This is a genomic window from Kosakonia oryzendophytica (assembly GCF_900094925.1).
In the GTDB taxonomy this organism is placed as follows: domain Bacteria; phylum Pseudomonadota; class Gammaproteobacteria; order Enterobacterales; family Enterobacteriaceae; genus Kosakonia; species Kosakonia oryzendophytica.
In genome coordinates this window covers 16,635-33,981 of sequence record NZ_FMAY01000007.1, presented here as the reverse complement: position 1 = coordinate 33,981, position 17,347 = coordinate 16,635, and the positions used below count along the sequence as shown (strand labels likewise).

The window sequence follows — 17,347 nt, the reverse complement described above, 5'->3', positions numbered from 1 at the left end:
ATATTGTTGGGTGATAAATCAGTGGGCTTCGCCTTGTGGGGTGAACTTCAGCTCAATCAAAGCAATCGCTTTTTGGATTGCACGGCGCGTAACCGGGTCGGCAGCGGCGGCATTGTTGGTAAAATCAATCGTTTTTAGCTGGTTAGACATTTTTTCACGCACTTCAACCGGCGCGATAACGTCGATGACGTCAAGGATTTGTTTGATCACCAATTGGCAGGCTACAACGTCCGATACCAATTCCTGGTCAACAGAGAGATTTTGCGACATAAGAAGCTCCTTTTATAAAGGGCCTCATAGTACCGGGAATTGCCCGCTAAAAGTAGTTTTGCCGGGCAAACGTAACGGATTGCGGGCATAAAAAAACCTGCCTCAGCAGGTTTTTTATCATCAGAACATCGCGCCTGGCGGGACGTCTTTGAAGGTTTTGCAATAGGTTTCGAACATGTGCTTCAGAATCTTACGCAGTTTCATTTGTTACTCCGGCGATGTGTTATGCAGGCGTTACGTTTCAATGCGTACATAATATGACCCCCATCACATAAATCAAGCCTTATGTGATAGAAATCACGTTTCAAAAAACAGAGATGCAGCAGTTTTGTTAAAAACAGAATCATAAATCAGCCGGTTAGCACTTTAAAAATTTGTTTGTCATTATCAAATATTTTTTCAGGCAGCAGGAAGATGAATGACTGAAAGCCCCTTCGCAGAAGGCAGGATGGAGCTTTCGACGGGTGTTCGTCTGTATCGCACTGATTGGCCGGGTCGGGATGGTGGACACGCTACGGCTGATAAAACATGCGCGCAGCGCGGTATTGCAGGAAAAAGCGGCGTAAAACAGACCGCAATGGTGCATTGCGGCCTGCTGATCATCAGGCGAGAACGTTGCGAACGAACGCTTCGATCTCTTTGTTCTGGCAGTTTTCAAAGAAGCACTGCTGGAAGCGTTCACCCGAAACGGCGGTTTTCACCAGTTCACGGTCAATCGCGCGCAAGGTATCAAGATAATTCTCTTTTACCACAGCGGCCTTAACCTGATTCAGAATACCCGCGTTACGCACCTGCGGTTCTTTACGCTCCGGCGGATAGCCTTCACCTTTACGGCCAGTGAACGCTTTTTCAAAGATAAAGCGCACGTTGAGTTCTGCCCCCCAGCCAAAGCCTTTAGCGAATGGCAGTGCCAACGCGTTACCATTGTTGATCTGCGCGAACAGGAAGGCATCAGCCGGATCGATACAGTAGCCACACACCACGCCCGGATGGATATTCAGCGACATCAGCGCGCCCTGCCCGGTGCCGCAACCGGTAACCACGAAGTCAACCGCTTTAGAATTAAGCAGAATGCTGGCCATAATCCCCAGATGGATGTAGGTCAGATGATGGTCATTTTCGTCACTCATTCCTACGTTGAATACCGGGAAGTCCTTCTCATCAGCAACGGTTTTCAACTCTTTAAGAATGATGGCGTTCTTCGCCGCCTGGCTGTTTTCCATCATCAGTGCAATTTTCATTTTTGATCTCCTGTAAGCATGAGTCAGATAGCAAAGGTTGAGTAAACCTTACTACCTGGCAAACATACTTTCAAATTTAATGAAAAATGGTTTTAAAAATCAAAATGCCGCTCACAGTTTTACCCGTCTGTAGAAATCCTCCGCAATCGGATCGCCTGACCGTTTCAATGAATAGCGGCAGTTCCGCTGGCTATTCCATCGATTGCCTCCAAATCAACACGATAAGATGAGATCATGCCAAAATGAATCAGGGCGATTTCATGAAAACAATTGCTTTAGTTGCCTCGCTGGTGCTGCTTAGTGGCTGTACCATCACCAAAGAGGCAAAAATCAGTGAAGTGGATACCACCAGTGGGTTGGTGCGTCTGAGCTTTGACCAGCAGATGATGCAAAACGCAACCTATGATCAAAACGACGCGCAAAGGACGGCAAATAGACAGTGCCAGCAGATGGGGTACGCCACCGCCTTCTTTTATGGCAAACCGGTAGAAACCTGTAGCCTGATCAGCGGTTCTGCCTGCATGAACAAAACAGTGACGCTGCAATACCAGTGTCGCGGCATGGCTTTTAATCATACAACGCCCACCTGGTAATTCCCCGAGCCAGCGAAAATACGCTGGCTTTTTCTTTTATTAATAATCAAAACAATTCTCATTTATTTATTACTGCGGCGCAATGCGTGTTATTCTCATTCTCTTTTTAAGAGATGTATTTTTTATTTTACCTTTTGCAAATAATTAAATAACAAATTATAGTGAGCGCTCTTATATCAATGGTTTATTTCCTGGAGCGCACCATGTTAAAAGCAGAGATGATTGAAAAATTAAATGAACAAATGAATCTGGAACTGTTTTCTTCCCTGCTCTATCAACAAATGAGCGCATGGTGCAGTTTCCACAGTTTCGAAGGCGCGGCCGCATTTCTGCGCCGTCATGCGCAGGAAGAAATGACCCATATGCAACGCCTGTTCGACTATCTGACAGATACCGGAAGTCTCCCGCGTATCAACGCGATTGAATCGCCGGTCGCAGACTATGCTTCGCTGGATGTTCTGTTCCGTGCGACATATGAACACGAGCAGCTGATTACGCAAAAAATTAACGAACTGGCCCACGTTGCAATGACCTCGCAAGATTATCCAACCTTTAATTTCCTGCAATGGTATGTGGCGGAGCAGCACGAAGAAGAGAAACTGTTTAAATCGGTGATCGATAAATTATCGCTGGTCGGTAAAAGTGGTGAAGGTCTCTATTTCGTCGATAAAGAGCTGGCTACACTCGACGCACAGAATTAATTAAACGGGCGGTAAGGTTTCTCTTTGCCGCCCGCATTATTAATGGTTACAGATTTTACTTTCGTGAGTGGAAAAGCCGTCTTCAACAGGAATAAATTTTCCTTTGGCTGCAAGAAACGCAACCAGTTCCATCGCTGTCATTCCCTCGGCTGAGCACGTATGAAAACGCGTATCCGCGCCAAAACGGGCGATAATTGCCGCCGCCAGACTCTCATTTGAATAGTGCTCGCCCGATGCAATCATCATATTCAGTACTTCATGACCGTGAACCGATGCCATAAATCCTCCTCAAAAAGATGCATAATAAACGCAACATTAAGGGCTAATGTTGCGCTAAGACAGGTTTACATGCATCCGGCACAGCTGGTACATCGCCAGTCCTGCTTATTGACCGCCTGATAAAAATAACGGTAGTTTTCCGTTTCCAGCGCAATATCATGGGCATAGAACAGATCGGTTAGCCAGTCGACATTTTCGATAATCCACGCGTCTTCTTCCAGTCCCTGCGCAAATGTCTCATCATCGGGATCAATAACGGAATAGATGGCCCACGTGCCCATATCTTTCTCTCGCCGCGATTCGGGCAAATTGACCGGCTTATCCATCCAGCTAATGATCCAGTGACCGTGACACAGTAAATTTCCGTTGCGCGACCACCTTGCCATGCAGGGATTGACACGCTGCATCCGCTTCCTCTTTTTTTATACGTTATCGTTTTTTTAAATTACTGTGAATTGTCGTGCAAACCTATTCCCCTGATGAAGTAGTCAAATCCCCGGATCTCCTTAGGCAGATGACCGACAATCGCATCCGTAAACATATAATTACACACTGTGTAACGGTCGTTTGACGAAATCACTGAATTCCCTTACTCTGCGCGGCATATTGAATTGGTTGTGCGTGTTATTACAGAGGAAAGCGTGAAAAATCGGACACTTGGAAGTGTTTTTATCGTTGCCGGCACCACCATTGGTGCAGGAATGTTGGCAATGCCGCTGGCGGCAGCAGGAGTGGGGTTTGCCACTACGTTGGTTTTACTGTTTACGCTGTGGGGAGTGATGTGCTACACCGCGCTGTTGCTGCTGGAAGTTTACCAGCACGTTCCGGCGGACACCGGGCTTGGGTCGCTGGCACGGCGCTATCTGGGGCGCTACGGGCAGTGGGTTACCGGTTTTAGCATGATGTTTTTGATGTATGCTCTTACGGCGGCTTATATTAGCGGCGCGGGCGAATTACTGGCCTCAAGTCTTAATCAATGGTTCGATTTGCAGCTCTCCCCTACCGCAGGTGTACTGATGTTCACCGTTATTGCCGGAGGCGTTGTATGCATTGGCACTTCCCTGGTCGATCTGTTTAACCGTATTCTGTTCAGCGCGAAGATCATTTTCCTGGTGGTTATGCTGGCGTTGTTGATGCCGCATGTGCATCAGGCCAATTTGTTAACCCTGCCACTGGAAAAAGGTCTGGCCTTGTCGGCAATGCCAGTGATTTTCACCTCGTTTGGTTTTCACGGCAGCGTGCCCAGTATCGTCAGTTATATGAGCGGCAATATTCGGAAACTGCGCGGGATTTTCATCACTGGCAGCGCCATTCCACTGGTTGCTTACATTTTCTGGCAACTTGCCACGCTCGGTAGCATTGATTCGTCTACCTTCCTCGGGCTGCTGGCCAGCCAGGCTGGTCTGAACGGTCTGTTGCAGGCGTTACGCGAAGTTGTCGCCTCTCCCCATGTTGAGCTGGCTGTGCATCTCTTTGCTGATCTGGCGCTGGCAACGTCGTTTCTGGGGGTCTCGCTTGGATTATTCGACTATCTCGCCGACCTTTTCCAGCGTCGCAATAACGCTCCCGGTCGCCTGCAAACAGGCCTGATCACCTTTCTGCCCCCGCTGGCATTTGCTCTGTTTTATCCCCGCGGGTTTGTAATGGCGCTGGGTTATGCTGGTGTCGCGCTCTCTGTGCTTGCGCTGCTGTTGCCGTCAATGCTGGCCTGGCAAAGCCGTAAACATCATCCGCAGGGAGAATACCATGTGCTGGGCGGTAGACCAGCGCTGTGCCTGATTTTTGCCGCGGGTATCGCCATTATCGCTATTCAATTTTCTATCGTTGCCGGGATACTGCCGGAAGTGGGCTGACGGTAGCAATAAAGAAAACGTGCGAGCATAGTATGGCTCGCGCGTTTTTTATGGGGACAGCAAATTACAGGCACAAAAAAACCACCTTTCGGTGGTTTAACGACACTGCTTATTGCTTTGATTATTCTGGTGTTTCCCAATGGTACCCGGAGCGGGACTTGAACCCGCACAGCGCGAACGCCGAGGGATTTTAAATCCCTTGTGTCTACCGATTCCACCATCCGGGCTTCGGGAAGAAATTGGAGGCGCGTTCCGGAGTCGAACCGGACTAGACGGATTTGCAATCCGCTACATAACCGCTTTGCTAACGCGCCAGATTCTTCAGCTTTTCAGCCTGCATCCGCTAAAATAGCCGATACCTTAAACTGGAGCGGGAAACGAGACTCGAACTCGCGACCCCGACCTTGGCAAGGTCGTGCTCTACCAACTGAGCTATTCCCGCATTATCAAGTATTGTTCTAATCACTTGATTTTATTATCTTCTGACGAGCTACGCTGCCTTCCGATGCGTTGCATTCTACTTACCTGACGCACTGAGTCAACGATATTTTTCAAAAGGCAGATCGTTTGCTGAAAATTACGACGAAACGATCACTGATCAAGCAAATCGCCGCGCGCTGCATTCAGGTATTGCAGCATAGACCACAACGTCAGCACGGCCGCAACAAAGAACAACGCAACCCCGGCATATTCCACCCACACATTCGGGCGCCACAGTAGCCACACCAGTGCCACCATCTGTGATGTCGTTTTGACTTTCCCGATCCAGGATACCGCCACGCGGCTGCGTTTCCCCATCTCCGCCATCCATTCACGTAACGCGGAAATAATGATCTCGCGGGCGATCATCGTAGCGGCCGGCAATGTTACCCACCAGCTATGATAGTGTTCAGCCACCAGCACCATGGCGATCGCCACCAGAACTTTATCGGCAACCGGATCAAGAAAAGCGCCAAAACGTGTACTTTGGTTCCAGCGGCGTGCCAGAAAACCATCAAACCAGTCAGTCACCGCGGCGCAGCAGAAAATCAGCGCACAAACAAACGGAGCCCACTGGAAAGGCAGATAAAACGCCAGCACGAAAAACGGAATCAGGATGACGCGAAAAAGGGTGAGCAACGTAGGGATATTGAATCGCATAGCGGCGTTAACTGTCTGTTGTCCGTGGATATTCGCTCTATGTTGCTACAGAGCCCTTAATGTTTCAACGAGTAGAAGATCTTTTCTGCCAGTCCCTGGGAGATGCCCGGCACTTTTGCAATTTCTTCAATACTGGCGTTAAGTAACCCTTGCAAACCGCCCATATACTTCAGCAACATCTGGCGGCGTTTTGGGCCCACACCTTCTATGGTCTCCAGCGTACTGGTATTTTTCACTTTCGCACGTTTTTTCCGGTGCCCGCTGATCGCATGATCGTGTGATTCATCGCGAATATGCTGGATAACATGCAACGCAGGAGAATCCGGCGGCAGGCTGAAGCCCTCGCCTTCCGATTCGAAGAACAGCGTCTCCAGCCCGGCTTTACGATCGGCCCCCTTCGCTACCCCTAACAGCAAGGGTTTATGCTTGTCCCAGGGAACGTCAAGCTCGGCAAAAACCGCTTTCGCCTGCCCCAGTTGCCCTTTGCCGCCATCGATTAAAATCACATCCGGGATTTTACTCTCCTCAATGGCCTTACCATAGCGGCGGCGCAGTACCTGGTTCATTGCAGCATAATCATCCCCAGGGGTGATCCCGGTAATGTTATAGCGGCGATACTCTGCACGTAGCGGGCCATTGGCATCAAACACCACGCAGGACGCAATCGTCTGTTCTCCCATGGTATGACTGATATCAAAGCACTCCATACGTTTAACCTCTGGCAGTTCCAGTACGCTGGCCAGCGCAGCAAGACGTTGATGAACCGTGGACTGTTGCGAAAGTTTGGTGCTGAGCGCCGTTGCTGCGTTGGTGCGCGCCAGCTTCAGATAACGGGCACGATCGCCACGCGGTTTTGTCTGCACATTAATGCGTCGCCCGGCCAGCTCCGACAGCGAGTCGCTGAGCAGCGTTTTATCGCTCAGATTAAAATCCAGCAGGATCTCACCAGGCAACGTACGCATCTGGCTTCCCTGCAAATAGAACTGGCCGACAAAGGTTTCAACCACTTCACCCAGTTCCGTACCTCCAGGCACTTTCGGGAAGTAGCTGCGACTCCCCAGCACTTTTCCCTGCCGGATAAACAACACATGAACACAGGCCATACCCGCATCAAACGCGACGCCAATCACATCCAGGTCATCGCCCGTATTGGATACAAACTGTTTTTCTGTCACACGGCGTACCGCCTGGATCTGATCGCGAATACGAGCGGCTTCTTCAAACTCCAGCGCCTGGCTGGCTTTTTCCATACGCGCGATAAGCTGCGTCAGCACCTGGTCGTCTTTGCCCGCCAGGAACATGCGCACATAATCCACCTGTTGCGCATACTCCTCTTCACTCACTAACCCGGCAACGCATGGCCCAAGGCAACGGCCAATTTGATATTGCAAACACGGGCGTGAACGGTTGCGATAAACACTATTTTCACACTGGCGCACCGGGAAAATTTTCTGTAAGAGCGCCAGGGTTTCACGCACTGCATAACCGTTCGGGAAAGGGCCGAAATATTCTCCTTTGGCGTGTTTCGCCCCGCGGTGCATCGCCAGGCGTGGGTGCGTATCCGCGCTAAGAAAAATAAAGGGATAGGATTTGTCATCACGCAGCAGCACGTTATAACGAGGCTGGTACAACTTGATGTAGTTATGTTCAAGCAGCAGCGCTTCCGTTTCCGTGTGCGTAACGGTCACATCAATTTGCTGGATCTGCGCGACCAGCGCTTCAGTCTTGCGCGACGCCAGGTTGCTGCGAAAATAGCTGGAAAGCCGTTTTTTCAGGTCTTTCGCTTTACCTACATAGATAACGGTACCGCCGGTATCATACATACGATAGACACCGGGTTTACTGGTAACCGTTTTAAGAAATGATTTCGAATCAAAAACTTCAGTCACTGACTTGTTAACGTCTCCGCATTGCACAAACCATGGCGAATGGCAAGGTGCGTCAATTCGACGTCACCGTGAATGTTCAGTTTACTGAACATCCGGTAGCGATAGCTGTTCACCGTTTTCGGACTCAGATGTAACTGTTCCGAGATCTCATTGACCTTCTGGCCTCTTGTGATCATCAGCATAATCTGCAATTCGCGCTCAGACAAAGTGGAGAATGGCGAGTCTGTTTTTTCGGGTTCGATTTGGCTAAGCGCCATTTGCTGCGCGATATCAGAGGCGATGTAACGCTGAGCGGAATGGACAGATCGGATAGCATTAACCACTTCCTGTGGTGCTGCGCCTTTACTGAGGTAGCCCGCTGCGCCAGCCTGCATCACTTTGGCAGGCAGAGGATTTTCGGTGTGGACCGTGAGCATAATGACTTTGGTGTCGACATTGCCGCGCGCGATTTTGCGCGTGGCTTCAAGACCGCCAATGCCGGGCATGTTCATATCCATCAATACAACATCAACGGAATTGGCGCGACACCATTTGATGGCGTCCTCACCACAACAGGCCTCGCCTGTGACTCTTATGCCCTTAATATCTTCGAGAATGCGTCGTATCCCTGCGCGCACCAGTTCATGGTCATCAACAAGTAGTACGTTGATCAAAGGAGTATCTCCGGAATTAGGGATAACGCTGCTGAAAACTAATTCACCGTATATTAGCTTTTTTTTACCTAACAGTGAACGACTAAAAACAGTGGCGACTGGATTTCGCTCTCGTTTCTGGAAATTAGAGTAGCAAAAAGCGGAAACTTTTCTTCCGCCCTCAAGCGCAGCGGGAAAAAACTTAAACACCAATTTTCATAAAGTTACCAAAAAATCGTTTTTCTGCTATCGATAATTATCCCGAATGATTTGTAACAACAATTAACTCTGACTAAACCTGTAGTAAACATATATTTTCGGACAAACCAAAAACTGTGTGTTTTTAATGCATCAGCAGTTTAATTTAATAAACCAGCCAACAACGATCAAAAAACAACCACTGCTATCTTTTGCCGGCCTTATGGTATACTCCGCCGCTTTGACAGTGATCGTCGCGCAGTTGCGCGACAACGTAATGAGGAAAATAAATTGAGCACACCGGATTTTTCCACTGCTGATAATGCAAAGGAACTGGCACTGGAGGTTTCCTGCCTGAAATCATTGATGACACTGATGCTGCAGGCAATGGGTCAGGCTGACGCAGGCCGCGTCATCCTTAAAATGGAAAAGCAAATCGACCAGATGGAAGATGAAACGCAGGCGGCCGTGTTTTCCAGCACTGTTAAGCAGATTAAACAAGCTTATCGCCAGTAATAGAAACGGCTGCCCGGGTAACCTGGCAGCCGCTTATGTCTGGTGCGCAGAAATCAAATCATCCCGGTCGCCGCTGCATAGCAAGCAATCTGCGTTTTATTCGGTGCATTGAATTTCTTCTGCATGTTTTTCTGATGGAAATTGACCGTATTTTCGGAAATAGACAAGATCATCGCGATTTCCGCTGACGTTTTCCCTTCCGCCGTCCACTTCAGTATTTCTCTTTCTCGTTTACTGAATTTCATCTCAGGCGCCATCACCATCTCGTTTTCCAGACGGGTGAGCATGAGCAAACTCATCTGCACCAGCGTTTGCAGGCGCATCTCAATTTCGTCGTCTGCCATCATCTTGCCAAACACATTATTACGAGAAACAGACAGAAAGCCCATGGCGTGATTCGGTAACATCAGACATTGAGATATCCCTTTGCGCAAACCATGATCGCGCGCGGCATCCCATAGCGTCATCGCATCGTGAAAAAGCTTATCACTCCAGGGCAAATGACCCTGAATGAAATTCTCCGCTTTCAGCACCGGATCAATGGCGAAGTAATTCTCCGCCTGATAGTGCGACATCCACGCCTGCGGATACGTACTTTCAACGCTAATCTTTGGCCGTGTAAACGGCACCGGATGACGTACGCAAAGCGCAAAATAATCAAATTCCAGCTGCTGCGTCTGGCGCTGCAACTCCGAATAAATCTCTTCTGCCGTTGTCATCGCCTGAAAACGTGACATGACTTCACGCCGCCAGGTAAAAAAATCTTTCTCCTGCATACCGACCGGTAATACCCCTGAGTTTTAATAATCATTATTTTGTATACAACAAAATAACACATAAAACTTAATTATGAATATAAAATATCGGGATATCTGGAAATAAATTGGATTTATTGACGGGTTTTACGACATCATCAGGAAGGAAAAACCACCTGTTTTTTCAGGCACAATGCGGGGCTGCATTAATATGTCCTTATATTCTGTATGCGTTAATCCACCGCCTGCAAATTTAACTTAAGTAAACTCATTGCCATTCAATGAAATGCACGGGTGGAATCGCGCGCTTATTACCGTAACAGAAATTTTTCCAGAAACTGACGCGTACGTGGCTGCTGCGGTTCGCTGAATAGCGCTTTCGCGGCCCCCTCTTCCACAATCCGCCCTTGATCCATAAAAATGGCCCGGTCGGCCACATCGCGCGCAAAACTCATCTCATGGGTGACGATCACCATGGTACGTTTTTCCTGCGCCAGTTGGCGAATGGCGGTCAGAACCTCCCCAACCAGTTCTGGATCCAGCGCGGATGTAGGCTCATCAAACAGCAGGACATCCGGGCGCATCGCCAGCGCACGGGCAATCGCCACGCGCTGCTGTTGCCCACCGGATAACCGCCGTGGATAGCTCATCTCTTTACCGCTTAAACCCACCTTTGCCAATAGCTCACGGGCGCGCGCGGTCGCTTCCGCTTTTGGCTCACCCTTGACAATCACCGGCCCTTCAATGATGTTCTCCAGCACGGTACGGTGTGGAAACAGATTGAAGTTCTGAAAGACAAAACCCACATGCTGGCGTAACTGGCGTATCGCCGTCTTTTGGCGGCTGATGGCGTGAGCGGTATCAATGGTAATGTTCCCCACGCGGATCGTGCCGTTATCGGGTTGCTCCAGCAAATTAATACTGCGCAACAAGGTCGTTTTACCGGAGCCGCTCGGGCCGATAATCACCACCACCTCCCCCTCTTGCACCTCAAGATTGATGCCGTGCAGCACCGTCTGACCATGAAACGTTTTCACCAGATTTCTGATTTCGATCGTACTCATTTTGTCTCGCGCTCCGGCCGATTGAGCTGATGTTCAAAATAGTTTTGCAGCGTGGAAAGGAGCGTCGCCATCACCCAATAGATCAGTGAGGCGGCAAGATACATCGTAAACACTTCCAGCGTACGAGAGGTGATAAGTTGCGCCTGACGAAACAGTTCCGGCACCTGAATGGTCGCCGCCAGAGAGGTGTCTTTCACCAGACTGATAAAACTGTTACTCAGGGGCGGTAATGCGACACGCGCGGCTTGAGGAAGAATGGCCCGACGTAGTGTCTGCCAGCGCGTCATGCCAATACTGGCCGCGGCCTCCCACTGCCCTTTATCGATAGCCGTGATCGCCGCACGCAGGGTCTCAGCGGCATAGGCAGCGGTGTTGAGCGACAGGCCAATCATCGCCGAGGGAACCGGATCCAGTTCAATACCAAACTGAGGTAGCCCATAGTAAATCATAAACAACTGGGCAATAAGCGGCGTGCCACGAAAAATGGAGATATAGAAACGGGCGAGCCAACGTACGGCTAACAGTGGCGACATGCGCATCAACGCCAGCACAAATCCCAGTAACAACCCAAAAAACATCCCGCCGATGCTCAGTTGCAGCGTAAACACCGCCCCCTTTAACAGATACGGGGCGGAATCGATGACCAGTTGCAGACTCTCTTGCATTATGCGCACTCTGCCCGTGAGTTAAACATGTGGATGGTAGGCAAATAGCGCGGGCGCCCCGCCGGTATGCACAAAAAGAATGGGGCCGTTATCCTTAAAGCGCTTCTGCTCTATGCCGTCCAGCAACCCGGCCATCGCCTTCCCGGTGTACACCGGATCGAGCAAAATACCTTCCAGACGCGCCAGCAGTTTTACTGCCTCCATGCCGTCGTCATTTGGCATGCCGTAGCCCGGCGCAAAGTAGTCATCCCACAGCAAAATATCGGCCGTGGCCTGAACCTCCAGTTCACGTGCAATCGCCTGCTGTAATGTCACTACCTTTGGCTTTTGATCGGCAACGCTTCGGGAAACCGTCACACCAATCAGCTCAACCTCTGGCATCAGCTGTTCCAGGCCGACAGCCAGTCCGGCATGCGTCCCCGCGCTGCCAGACGCCACCACTACAGAGGAAAGACCCACCGCCCCTTCACACTGTTGGGCAATCTCCAGCGCACTTTCCACATACCCCATGGCACCCAGCGCATTAGAGCCGCCAACGGGGATGACATAGGGACGGAACCCCTGGGCTTCAAGACGTGTCGCTAGCTCATCCAGTTGCGCGACGGGATCGTTCAGCGCCTCGCACATTTCGATTTGCGCAGAAAACAGATCCAGCAATAAGCGGTTACCGTTGCTCAGGTAATTCTCCGCCATCGTCCCAATCGGGTTTTCCAGTAACGCCACACAGTGCAGCCCCAATTTTGCCGCCACCGCCGCTGTCTGGCGCACATGGTTGGACTGGATCGCACCCGCCGTCACCAGCGTATCCGCCCCTTCACGCAAAGCATCGGCAGCCAGAAACTCCAGTTTGCGCAGCTTATTCCCGCCCATGGCGACAGGTGTCACATCATCACGTTTGATAAAAATCTCGCGCCCAACGTAGTCGGAAAGACGCGGCAGGTACTCCAGTGGCGTGGGTGCGCCAATCAATTCCAGGCGCGGAAAGCGGGTCAAATTGTGCAGTGGCATAAAACCTCCGGATACCGGAAAACGATGAATGTTAATTTTTATTATGCACCCTAAAACTGATGAAATAAAAAAGGCGCTTGATTAAGCGCCTTTTTTGCGGGCAACGGTTACTTCGTCACATCCGCGCCAAACCATTTTTCCGACAGCGCTTTTAAGGAGCCGTCTTTTTGCATTTCTGCGATAGCCGTATCAATTGCCTTTACCAGGTCATCATTGTCTTTGCGTACCGCAACGCCAGCTTCCTGACGGGAGAACGCATCCCCCGCCACGGCGAGCGTGTCTTTCGTTTTTTTCACCAGATCGAGTGCCGCCAAGCGATCGACCAGAATGGCGTCGATGCGGCCAACGCGCAGATCCTGATATTTTGTCGGGTCATCATCATAGGTGCGAATATCAACACCCTGAACATTCTGACGCAGCCACTCTTCATAGTTAGTGCCCAGACCGACGCCCACTTTCTTACCTTTCAGGTCAGCGGCTGAGTGAATATCCGCTTCGTGACCTTTTTTTACCAGCGCCTGAATACCGGAGACCGTATAGGGCGTGGAGAAGTCATATTTTTTCTTACGCTCATCGGTGATGGTCACCTGGTTAATGACCACGTCGATGCGTTTAGAATCCAGCGACGCCAGCATGCCGTCCCATTTGGTAGGTTTCAGCGTGGCTTTCACGCCCAGGTGTTGCGCCAGCGCGTCGGCGAACTCCACTTCAAACCCCGTCAGTTTGCCATCATCACCCTGGAAACTGAACGGCGGGTAGGTGCCTTCCAGACCGACTAACAATGTACCGCGCTCTTTAACTTTGCTGAGCAAGTTTTCTGACGCGAAGGTTTTCGCGCTCATCCCGGCCACCAGCGCGACAGCCATCACGCCCATCAGTGCCTGACGTCCCAAAAGTGCTAGTTTCATAGTCACCCCGATTAAGAATTTGACTGTAGTGTGCTGTGCCTGACGGTAAGCTCAAGCACGGCCCGGCTACATGTTATTCTTTTTCAATATATATCAGTTACTGCGCCGACAGCGACTTTTTGCACTGCCGTGAAGCGCATCTGCGCCTTAAATTGCGCGTATTTGCGCAACGCAATCCGATAATTGTTGGTGCTGGTCGCGGGTAACCAGGGCTCCAGATTTTCGTCGAGGAAGCCTTCTTCAAGTAATTGACGGGAAATATTAAGCTCGCTGAGGTGATTCCCCAGCCGGCGCAGGCGAACAACGTACTCGCGCACGGTACCGTGGCTCATTTCCGTTTGTTCGAAAAGATATTGTTTAAAACCGATGATATCAAAGAAATCGCTCTGCTCTTTGCAATGCAAATCGCCGCAGAAACGACACAACGCAACCCACTCTTTCTGCTCCTGTTGCCAGGCCGCTTCATCCAACAACGTATCGAGGCGCGAAATCGCGATTTTATTGACGATTTCGCCCCGACGTACCAGTGTGATGCGATCAAGCAACTTGTGACAATGAGCGCAATGCGTCTGGCTGTGTTTAAAGTCTTTTAGGTAGCGGCTTAAAGGCCGTCTTTTAGGTTGCTGCACCGTCATGATAACTCCTGGTTGTCAATGCGTTGTACGGCATTTCTCCAGGAGGCGATGCAGGATCACCAACCTATAACTTACCCAGCTTGGTACGTAAGCGCTTAATGGCCTGACTATGGAGCTGACTGACCCGAGATTCCCCTACTTCCAGAACAGCGCCAATCTCTTTGAGATTGAGCTCTTCCTGATAGTAAAGCGTTAATACCAGTTGTTCACGTTCCGGGAGCGATTCGATTGCTTCCATCACCCGGTGACGCAAATTACTTTCCATTAACTGGAATAACGGGTTTTCCTGTTGATGATCATCCGTCACCAGCTCGATACTGTCGCCATGCTCTTCCCGCCACTCATCGTAGGAAAAAAGCTGACTATTGTTCGTATCGAGCAACATTTGACGGTATTCCTCTACAGGAATGCCAAGACGCTGCGACACTTCTGTTTCCGACGCGTTACGCCCCAGTTCTTGCTCAAGTTGCCCCATCGCCTGCGCCACTTCGCGGGCATTACGCCGGACACTTCGCGGCACCCAGTCACGGCTGCGCAATTCGTCCAGCATCGCCCCACGAATACGCTGCACTGCGTAAGTGGTAAATGCCGTTCCTTGCAGGGCGTCATAGCGGTCTACTGCATTCAGTAGCCCGATTCCGCCCGCCTGTAGCAGGTCGTCCAGTTCCACGCTCGCCGGCAAACGCACCTGCAGGCGCAATGCTTCGTGACGCACCAGCGGAACATAACGCTGCCATAGCGAGTGTTTATCCATTACACCTTCAGCGGTATAGAGTGAATTCACGATAAACAGCCCTGCGTTAATTGAGTTATCGGCATGATTATCCGATTCTGGAGTGGTTTTAATCGGATGAATAATGGGTGAAATGGGGGGTTATTTGCATTAATAAAAGAATCGCAGTGAACTCAATGGATCTAAAAATGAAGAAACATCGAATAATCAATGCGGTAAATGAACAATGCTAAAAAGCTTCATTTTTCACATTTACATTGAAAATGTTGCTCCGGCATTGTCGCTGTTATTAACGAACCGCCCCAAACCTCTTTACCCTAATTGAAATTTTAGCTGCTGACCAACGTTTCTGCACGTTTCTATCCGCTAATAAGCGAGAGAAAATGATGGTTATTCGCACCCTGACAGACCCCCCTGGTCATTTACATTAAGGCATTGATCCCGACTGTCTCTTTACGCCCGCGCGAGACTCGCCGACGCAAGCAGGATGGTCAGGCATATGGGCGGTCATGCCCTGAAATATCGCACTTCGAGGATACGATGAAACTGGCAATCTATGGTGCAGGCGGGCTGGGTAGAGAAGTTCTCGAACTGGCGAAGCAGATCAACGCCGCCCACCCGCGCTGGGACGCATTCTGCTTTGTCGACGACTTACATGCTGACAGGCAGCTCAAAGGCCACCCGGTTGTCACGCTGGAGAGTCTGACCGCGAATGACTATGAAGTGGTGATCGCCGTTGGCGAACCGGCTTTACGCCGGAAGCTGGCAGATAAAGCCCGCACCGCCGGTTTTACCTTGCCAGTGTTGGTGCATCCGGGAGCGCAAGTGAGCACAGATGTGACCTTTCATGAAGGTTGTGTGGTCTGTTACGGCACCTTTATCTCTTGCGACACGGTGATTGGGCGTAATGTGCACCTGCAACCCAACGCCAGCCTCGGCCATGACTGCCAGATCGGAGACGACTGCGTCATTTCTTCTTATGCCAATCTGGCGGGTCAGTGCCAGGTGGGGCCGCGCACATTTATTGGTATGAACGCGGTCGTTCGCGAATGCACCGTCATCGGAGAAGACGCCATCATCAGTATGGGCGCGGCGGTATTTGCCAATATCGCCGCCGGTGTCATTGCCATGGGTAACCCGGCAAGAGCGATTCGCGCAAATGATGACAAAAAAGTCTTTCGTTGAGCAACCTATTCCACCGCGCGGTCATCAGCGATAGCGCGGCACAGATATTACTGAAATTTCCACGCGATTCTGGAGAAACACGATGTCAAATTTAGCAACCTATAACCGTATCTTTGTCGAAACCTTTGAAGTGGATGAGGCGATCCTTGCCGGGTATAAATACCAGGATACGCCGTCCTGGGACTCCGTTGGTCACATGACGATGATTGCCTCTCTGGAAGACGCTTTCGACATCATGATGGATACCGATGACATCATCGAATTTTCTTCCTGGGAAAAAGGCAAAGAGATCCTGAAGAAATACGACGTTGAACTTCAGGACTAAGCCATGTTGCTGAAAGCGAAAACCGCCGTTATCACCGGTTGCCTGCAGGGTATCGGCAAGGCAACGCTGGAAACCTTCGCCAGAGCGGGCGCGAATGTTTTCGCCTGTTGTCAGGCGGAAACCCCGGAATTTACCCAGTTTATCGCGCAGCTTAGCGCCGACTATCAGGTCGAGATCGTCCCGGTTTACTTCGATCTGAGCGACAACGACGCAATAAAACAGGCGGCGATGACGATCCAGAAAGCGAAAAAACCGGTGGATATTCTGGTGAATATCGCCGGTGCCAATTTTGATGCCAACTTCCAGATGGTGACGCTGGAGCAGTTGCAAAAAACCTTCACCATCAATTTCTTCTCGCAAATCGCCTTTACCCAGTACATCGCCCGTCTGATGCTGCGCCAGAAAAAAGGCAGCATCATTAATATCTCCAGCATTTCGGCGCTGGACGGTAATCCAGGCCAACTGGCCTACGCCAGTGCTAAAGCGGCGTGGATTGCGGCGACCAAGACCATGTCTGCCGAATTAGGGCCACAAGGCGTTCGCGTCAATGCCGTAGCGCCTGGCGTCATCAGCACGGCGATGACGGCCTCCCTTTCTGAAGAGGTGATGGCGCGACAAATGTCACGCTGCGAGCTGAAGCGTCCTGGACTCGCTGAAGAAGTCGCCAACACGCTGTTGTGGCTGGCGTCAGACGCATCCAGTTACACCACAGGCCAGGTCATCCGCGTTGATGGCGGCATGGGTTGAGGAAATAAAC

Annotated in this window: 23 protein-coding genes and 3 tRNA genes; 8 read left to right on the top strand and 18 right to left on the bottom strand. The window is 50.6% G+C overall.

The features are described 5' to 3' along the window. Window positions 1-18 precede the first annotated feature (18 nt). The 3 genes from GA0061071_RS13125 to GA0061071_RS13115 form a co-directional block, all read right to left on the bottom strand. A complete protein-coding gene (locus tag GA0061071_RS13125) occupies window positions 19-270 on the bottom strand; it encodes a DUF2766 family protein (protein WP_061494334.1) in 252 nt (83 codons plus the stop codon). 120 nt (window positions 271-390) lie between these two features. After that, the gene (azuC, locus tag GA0061071_RS13120; RefSeq protein WP_017458329.1) at window positions 391-474 is read right to left on the bottom strand and encodes a stress response protein AzuC; all 84 of its coding nucleotides are present in this window, start codon (window positions 472-474) and stop codon (window positions 391-393) included. 398 nt (window positions 475-872) lie between these two features. Then, window positions 873-1,511 (bottom strand): RpiB/LacA/LacB family sugar-phosphate isomerase, encoded by a 639-nt coding sequence (locus tag GA0061071_RS13115; RefSeq protein WP_061494333.1) that lies wholly within the window; start codon window positions 1,509-1,511, stop codon window positions 873-875. 260 nt (window positions 1,512-1,771) lie between these two features. On the opposite strand from GA0061071_RS13115, the gene yecR reads away from it, so the two are divergent. Both yecR and ftnA read left to right on the top strand, forming a co-directional pair. Next, window positions 1,772-2,104 (top strand): YecR family lipoprotein, encoded by a 333-nt coding sequence (gene yecR, locus GA0061071_RS13110; RefSeq protein WP_061499888.1) that lies wholly within the window; start codon window positions 1,772-1,774, stop codon window positions 2,102-2,104. A gap of 203 nt (window positions 2,105-2,307) precedes the next feature. Further along, a complete protein-coding gene (ftnA, locus tag GA0061071_RS13105) occupies window positions 2,308-2,805 on the top strand; it encodes a non-heme ferritin (RefSeq protein WP_088237955.1) in 498 nt (165 codons plus the stop codon). Window positions 2,806-2,844: 39 nt separating this feature from the next. On the opposite strand, the gene GA0061071_RS13100 is transcribed toward ftnA, so the two are convergent. Further along, window positions 2,845-3,084 (bottom strand): YecH family metal-binding protein, encoded by a 240-nt coding sequence (locus GA0061071_RS13100; RefSeq protein ID WP_088237956.1) that lies wholly within the window; start codon window positions 3,082-3,084, stop codon window positions 2,845-2,847. Between the two features lie 65 nt (window positions 3,085-3,149). Beyond that, a complete protein-coding gene (locus GA0061071_RS13095) occupies window positions 3,150-3,491 on the bottom strand; it encodes a hypothetical protein (RefSeq protein WP_088237957.1) in 342 nt (113 codons plus the stop codon). A 234-nt stretch (window positions 3,492-3,725) separates the two neighbouring features. Between GA0061071_RS13095 and tyrP the strand changes: the two genes are divergently transcribed. After that, window positions 3,726-4,937, top strand: coding sequence for a tyrosine transporter TyrP (gene tyrP, locus GA0061071_RS13090; protein WP_088238230.1), 1,212 nt, complete (start codon window positions 3,726-3,728; stop codon window positions 4,935-4,937). Between the two features lie 140 nt (window positions 4,938-5,077). Here the strand turns inward: tyrP and GA0061071_RS13085 are convergent. The 6 genes from GA0061071_RS13085 to uvrY all read right to left on the bottom strand — a co-directional run bounded on the left by GA0061071_RS13085 (window position 5,078) and on the right by uvrY (window position 8,619). Next, window positions 5,078-5,164, bottom strand: a tRNA-Leu gene (locus GA0061071_RS13085). A gap of 13 nt (window positions 5,165-5,177) precedes the next feature. Further along, window positions 5,178-5,251 (bottom strand) — tRNA-Cys (locus GA0061071_RS13080). A 52-nt stretch (window positions 5,252-5,303) separates the two neighbouring features. Continuing rightward, window positions 5,304-5,379: transfer RNA gene (locus GA0061071_RS13075), tRNA-Gly, on the bottom strand. 149 nt (window positions 5,380-5,528) lie between these two features. Then, complete coding sequence (gene pgsA / locus GA0061071_RS13070) at window positions 5,529-6,077, bottom strand: CDP-diacylglycerol--glycerol-3-phosphate 3-phosphatidyltransferase (protein ID WP_061494329.1); 549 nt, start codon at window positions 6,075-6,077, stop codon at window positions 5,529-5,531. A 56-nt stretch (window positions 6,078-6,133) separates the two neighbouring features. Further along, complete coding sequence (uvrC, locus tag GA0061071_RS13065; RefSeq protein ID WP_088237958.1) at window positions 6,134-7,966, bottom strand: excinuclease ABC subunit UvrC; 1,833 nt, start codon at window positions 7,964-7,966, stop codon at window positions 6,134-6,136. Continuing rightward, entirely contained in the window at window positions 7,963-8,619 is a 657-nt protein-coding gene (gene uvrY, locus GA0061071_RS13060; protein WP_088237959.1) for a UvrY/SirA/GacA family response regulator transcription factor, read from the bottom strand. Before uvrY ends, uvrC begins: the two co-directional genes overlap by 4 nt. Before the next feature lie 325 nt (window positions 8,620-8,944). Between uvrY and GA0061071_RS23765 the strand changes: the two genes are divergently transcribed. Beyond that, on the top strand, window positions 8,945-9,091 hold the full coding sequence (locus GA0061071_RS23765; protein WP_420843396.1) for a hypothetical protein: 147 nt from the start codon (window positions 8,945-8,947) through the stop codon (window positions 9,089-9,091). Beyond that, window positions 9,088-9,312, top strand: a complete 225-nt coding sequence (locus tag GA0061071_RS13055) for a DUF2594 family protein (RefSeq protein ID WP_061494326.1) — start codon at window positions 9,088-9,090, stop codon at window positions 9,310-9,312. The genes GA0061071_RS23765 and GA0061071_RS13055 overlap by 4 nt, the downstream gene beginning before the upstream one ends. 53 nt (window positions 9,313-9,365) lie before the next feature. Here the strand turns inward: GA0061071_RS13055 and sdiA are convergent, their stop codons facing one another. The 7 genes from sdiA to GA0061071_RS13020 form a co-directional block, all read right to left on the bottom strand. Further along, the gene (gene sdiA / locus GA0061071_RS13050; protein WP_088237960.1) at window positions 9,366-10,088 is read right to left on the bottom strand and encodes a quorum-sensing transcriptional regulator SdiA; all 723 of its coding nucleotides are present in this window, start codon (window positions 10,086-10,088) and stop codon (window positions 9,366-9,368) included. Window positions 10,089-10,378: 290 nt separating this feature from the next. Then, the gene (tcyN, locus tag GA0061071_RS13045; protein WP_088237961.1) at window positions 10,379-11,131 is read right to left on the bottom strand and encodes an L-cystine ABC transporter ATP-binding protein TcyN; all 753 of its coding nucleotides are present in this window, start codon (window positions 11,129-11,131) and stop codon (window positions 10,379-10,381) included. After that, the gene (gene tcyL / locus GA0061071_RS13040; protein WP_088237962.1) at window positions 11,128-11,796 is read right to left on the bottom strand and encodes a cystine ABC transporter permease; all 669 of its coding nucleotides are present in this window, start codon (window positions 11,794-11,796) and stop codon (window positions 11,128-11,130) included. Before tcyL ends, tcyN begins: the two co-directional genes overlap by 4 nt. 21 nt (window positions 11,797-11,817) lie before the next feature. Further along, complete coding sequence (gene dcyD / locus GA0061071_RS13035; RefSeq protein WP_088237963.1) at window positions 11,818-12,804, bottom strand: D-cysteine desulfhydrase; 987 nt, start codon at window positions 12,802-12,804, stop codon at window positions 11,818-11,820. Window positions 12,805-12,911: 107 nt separating this feature from the next. Further along, window positions 12,912-13,712 carry a cystine ABC transporter substrate-binding protein gene (gene tcyJ / locus GA0061071_RS13030; protein WP_088237964.1) on the bottom strand — a complete coding sequence of 267 codons (801 nt, stop codon included), beginning with the start codon at window positions 13,710-13,712 and terminating at the stop codon, window positions 12,912-12,914. An 83-nt stretch (window positions 13,713-13,795) separates the two neighbouring features. Beyond that, on the bottom strand, window positions 13,796-14,347 hold the full coding sequence (gene fliZ, locus GA0061071_RS13025) for a flagella biosynthesis regulatory protein FliZ (RefSeq protein ID WP_061494320.1): 552 nt from the start codon (window positions 14,345-14,347) through the stop codon (window positions 13,796-13,798). 64 nt (window positions 14,348-14,411) lie between these two features. Continuing rightward, complete coding sequence (locus GA0061071_RS13020) at window positions 14,412-15,131, bottom strand: RNA polymerase sigma factor FliA (RefSeq protein WP_061494319.1); 720 nt, start codon at window positions 15,129-15,131, stop codon at window positions 14,412-14,414. A 489-nt stretch (window positions 15,132-15,620) separates the two neighbouring features. On the opposite strand from GA0061071_RS13020, the gene GA0061071_RS13015 reads away from it, so the two are divergent. The 3 genes from GA0061071_RS13015 to GA0061071_RS13005 all read left to right on the top strand — a co-directional run bounded on the left by GA0061071_RS13015 (window position 15,621) and on the right by GA0061071_RS13005 (window position 17,337). Beyond that, window positions 15,621-16,265 (top strand): acetyltransferase, encoded by a 645-nt coding sequence (locus GA0061071_RS13015; RefSeq protein ID WP_061494318.1) that lies wholly within the window; start codon window positions 15,621-15,623, stop codon window positions 16,263-16,265. Between the two features lie 82 nt (window positions 16,266-16,347). Then, window positions 16,348-16,590, top strand: a complete 243-nt coding sequence (locus GA0061071_RS13010) for a hypothetical protein (RefSeq protein WP_061494317.1) — start codon at window positions 16,348-16,350, stop codon at window positions 16,588-16,590. Between the two features lie 3 nt (window positions 16,591-16,593). Continuing rightward, window positions 16,594-17,337 (top strand): SDR family NAD(P)-dependent oxidoreductase, encoded by a 744-nt coding sequence (locus GA0061071_RS13005; protein ID WP_061494316.1) that lies wholly within the window; start codon window positions 16,594-16,596, stop codon window positions 17,335-17,337. The last annotated feature ends 10 nt before the right edge of the window (window positions 17,338-17,347 follow it).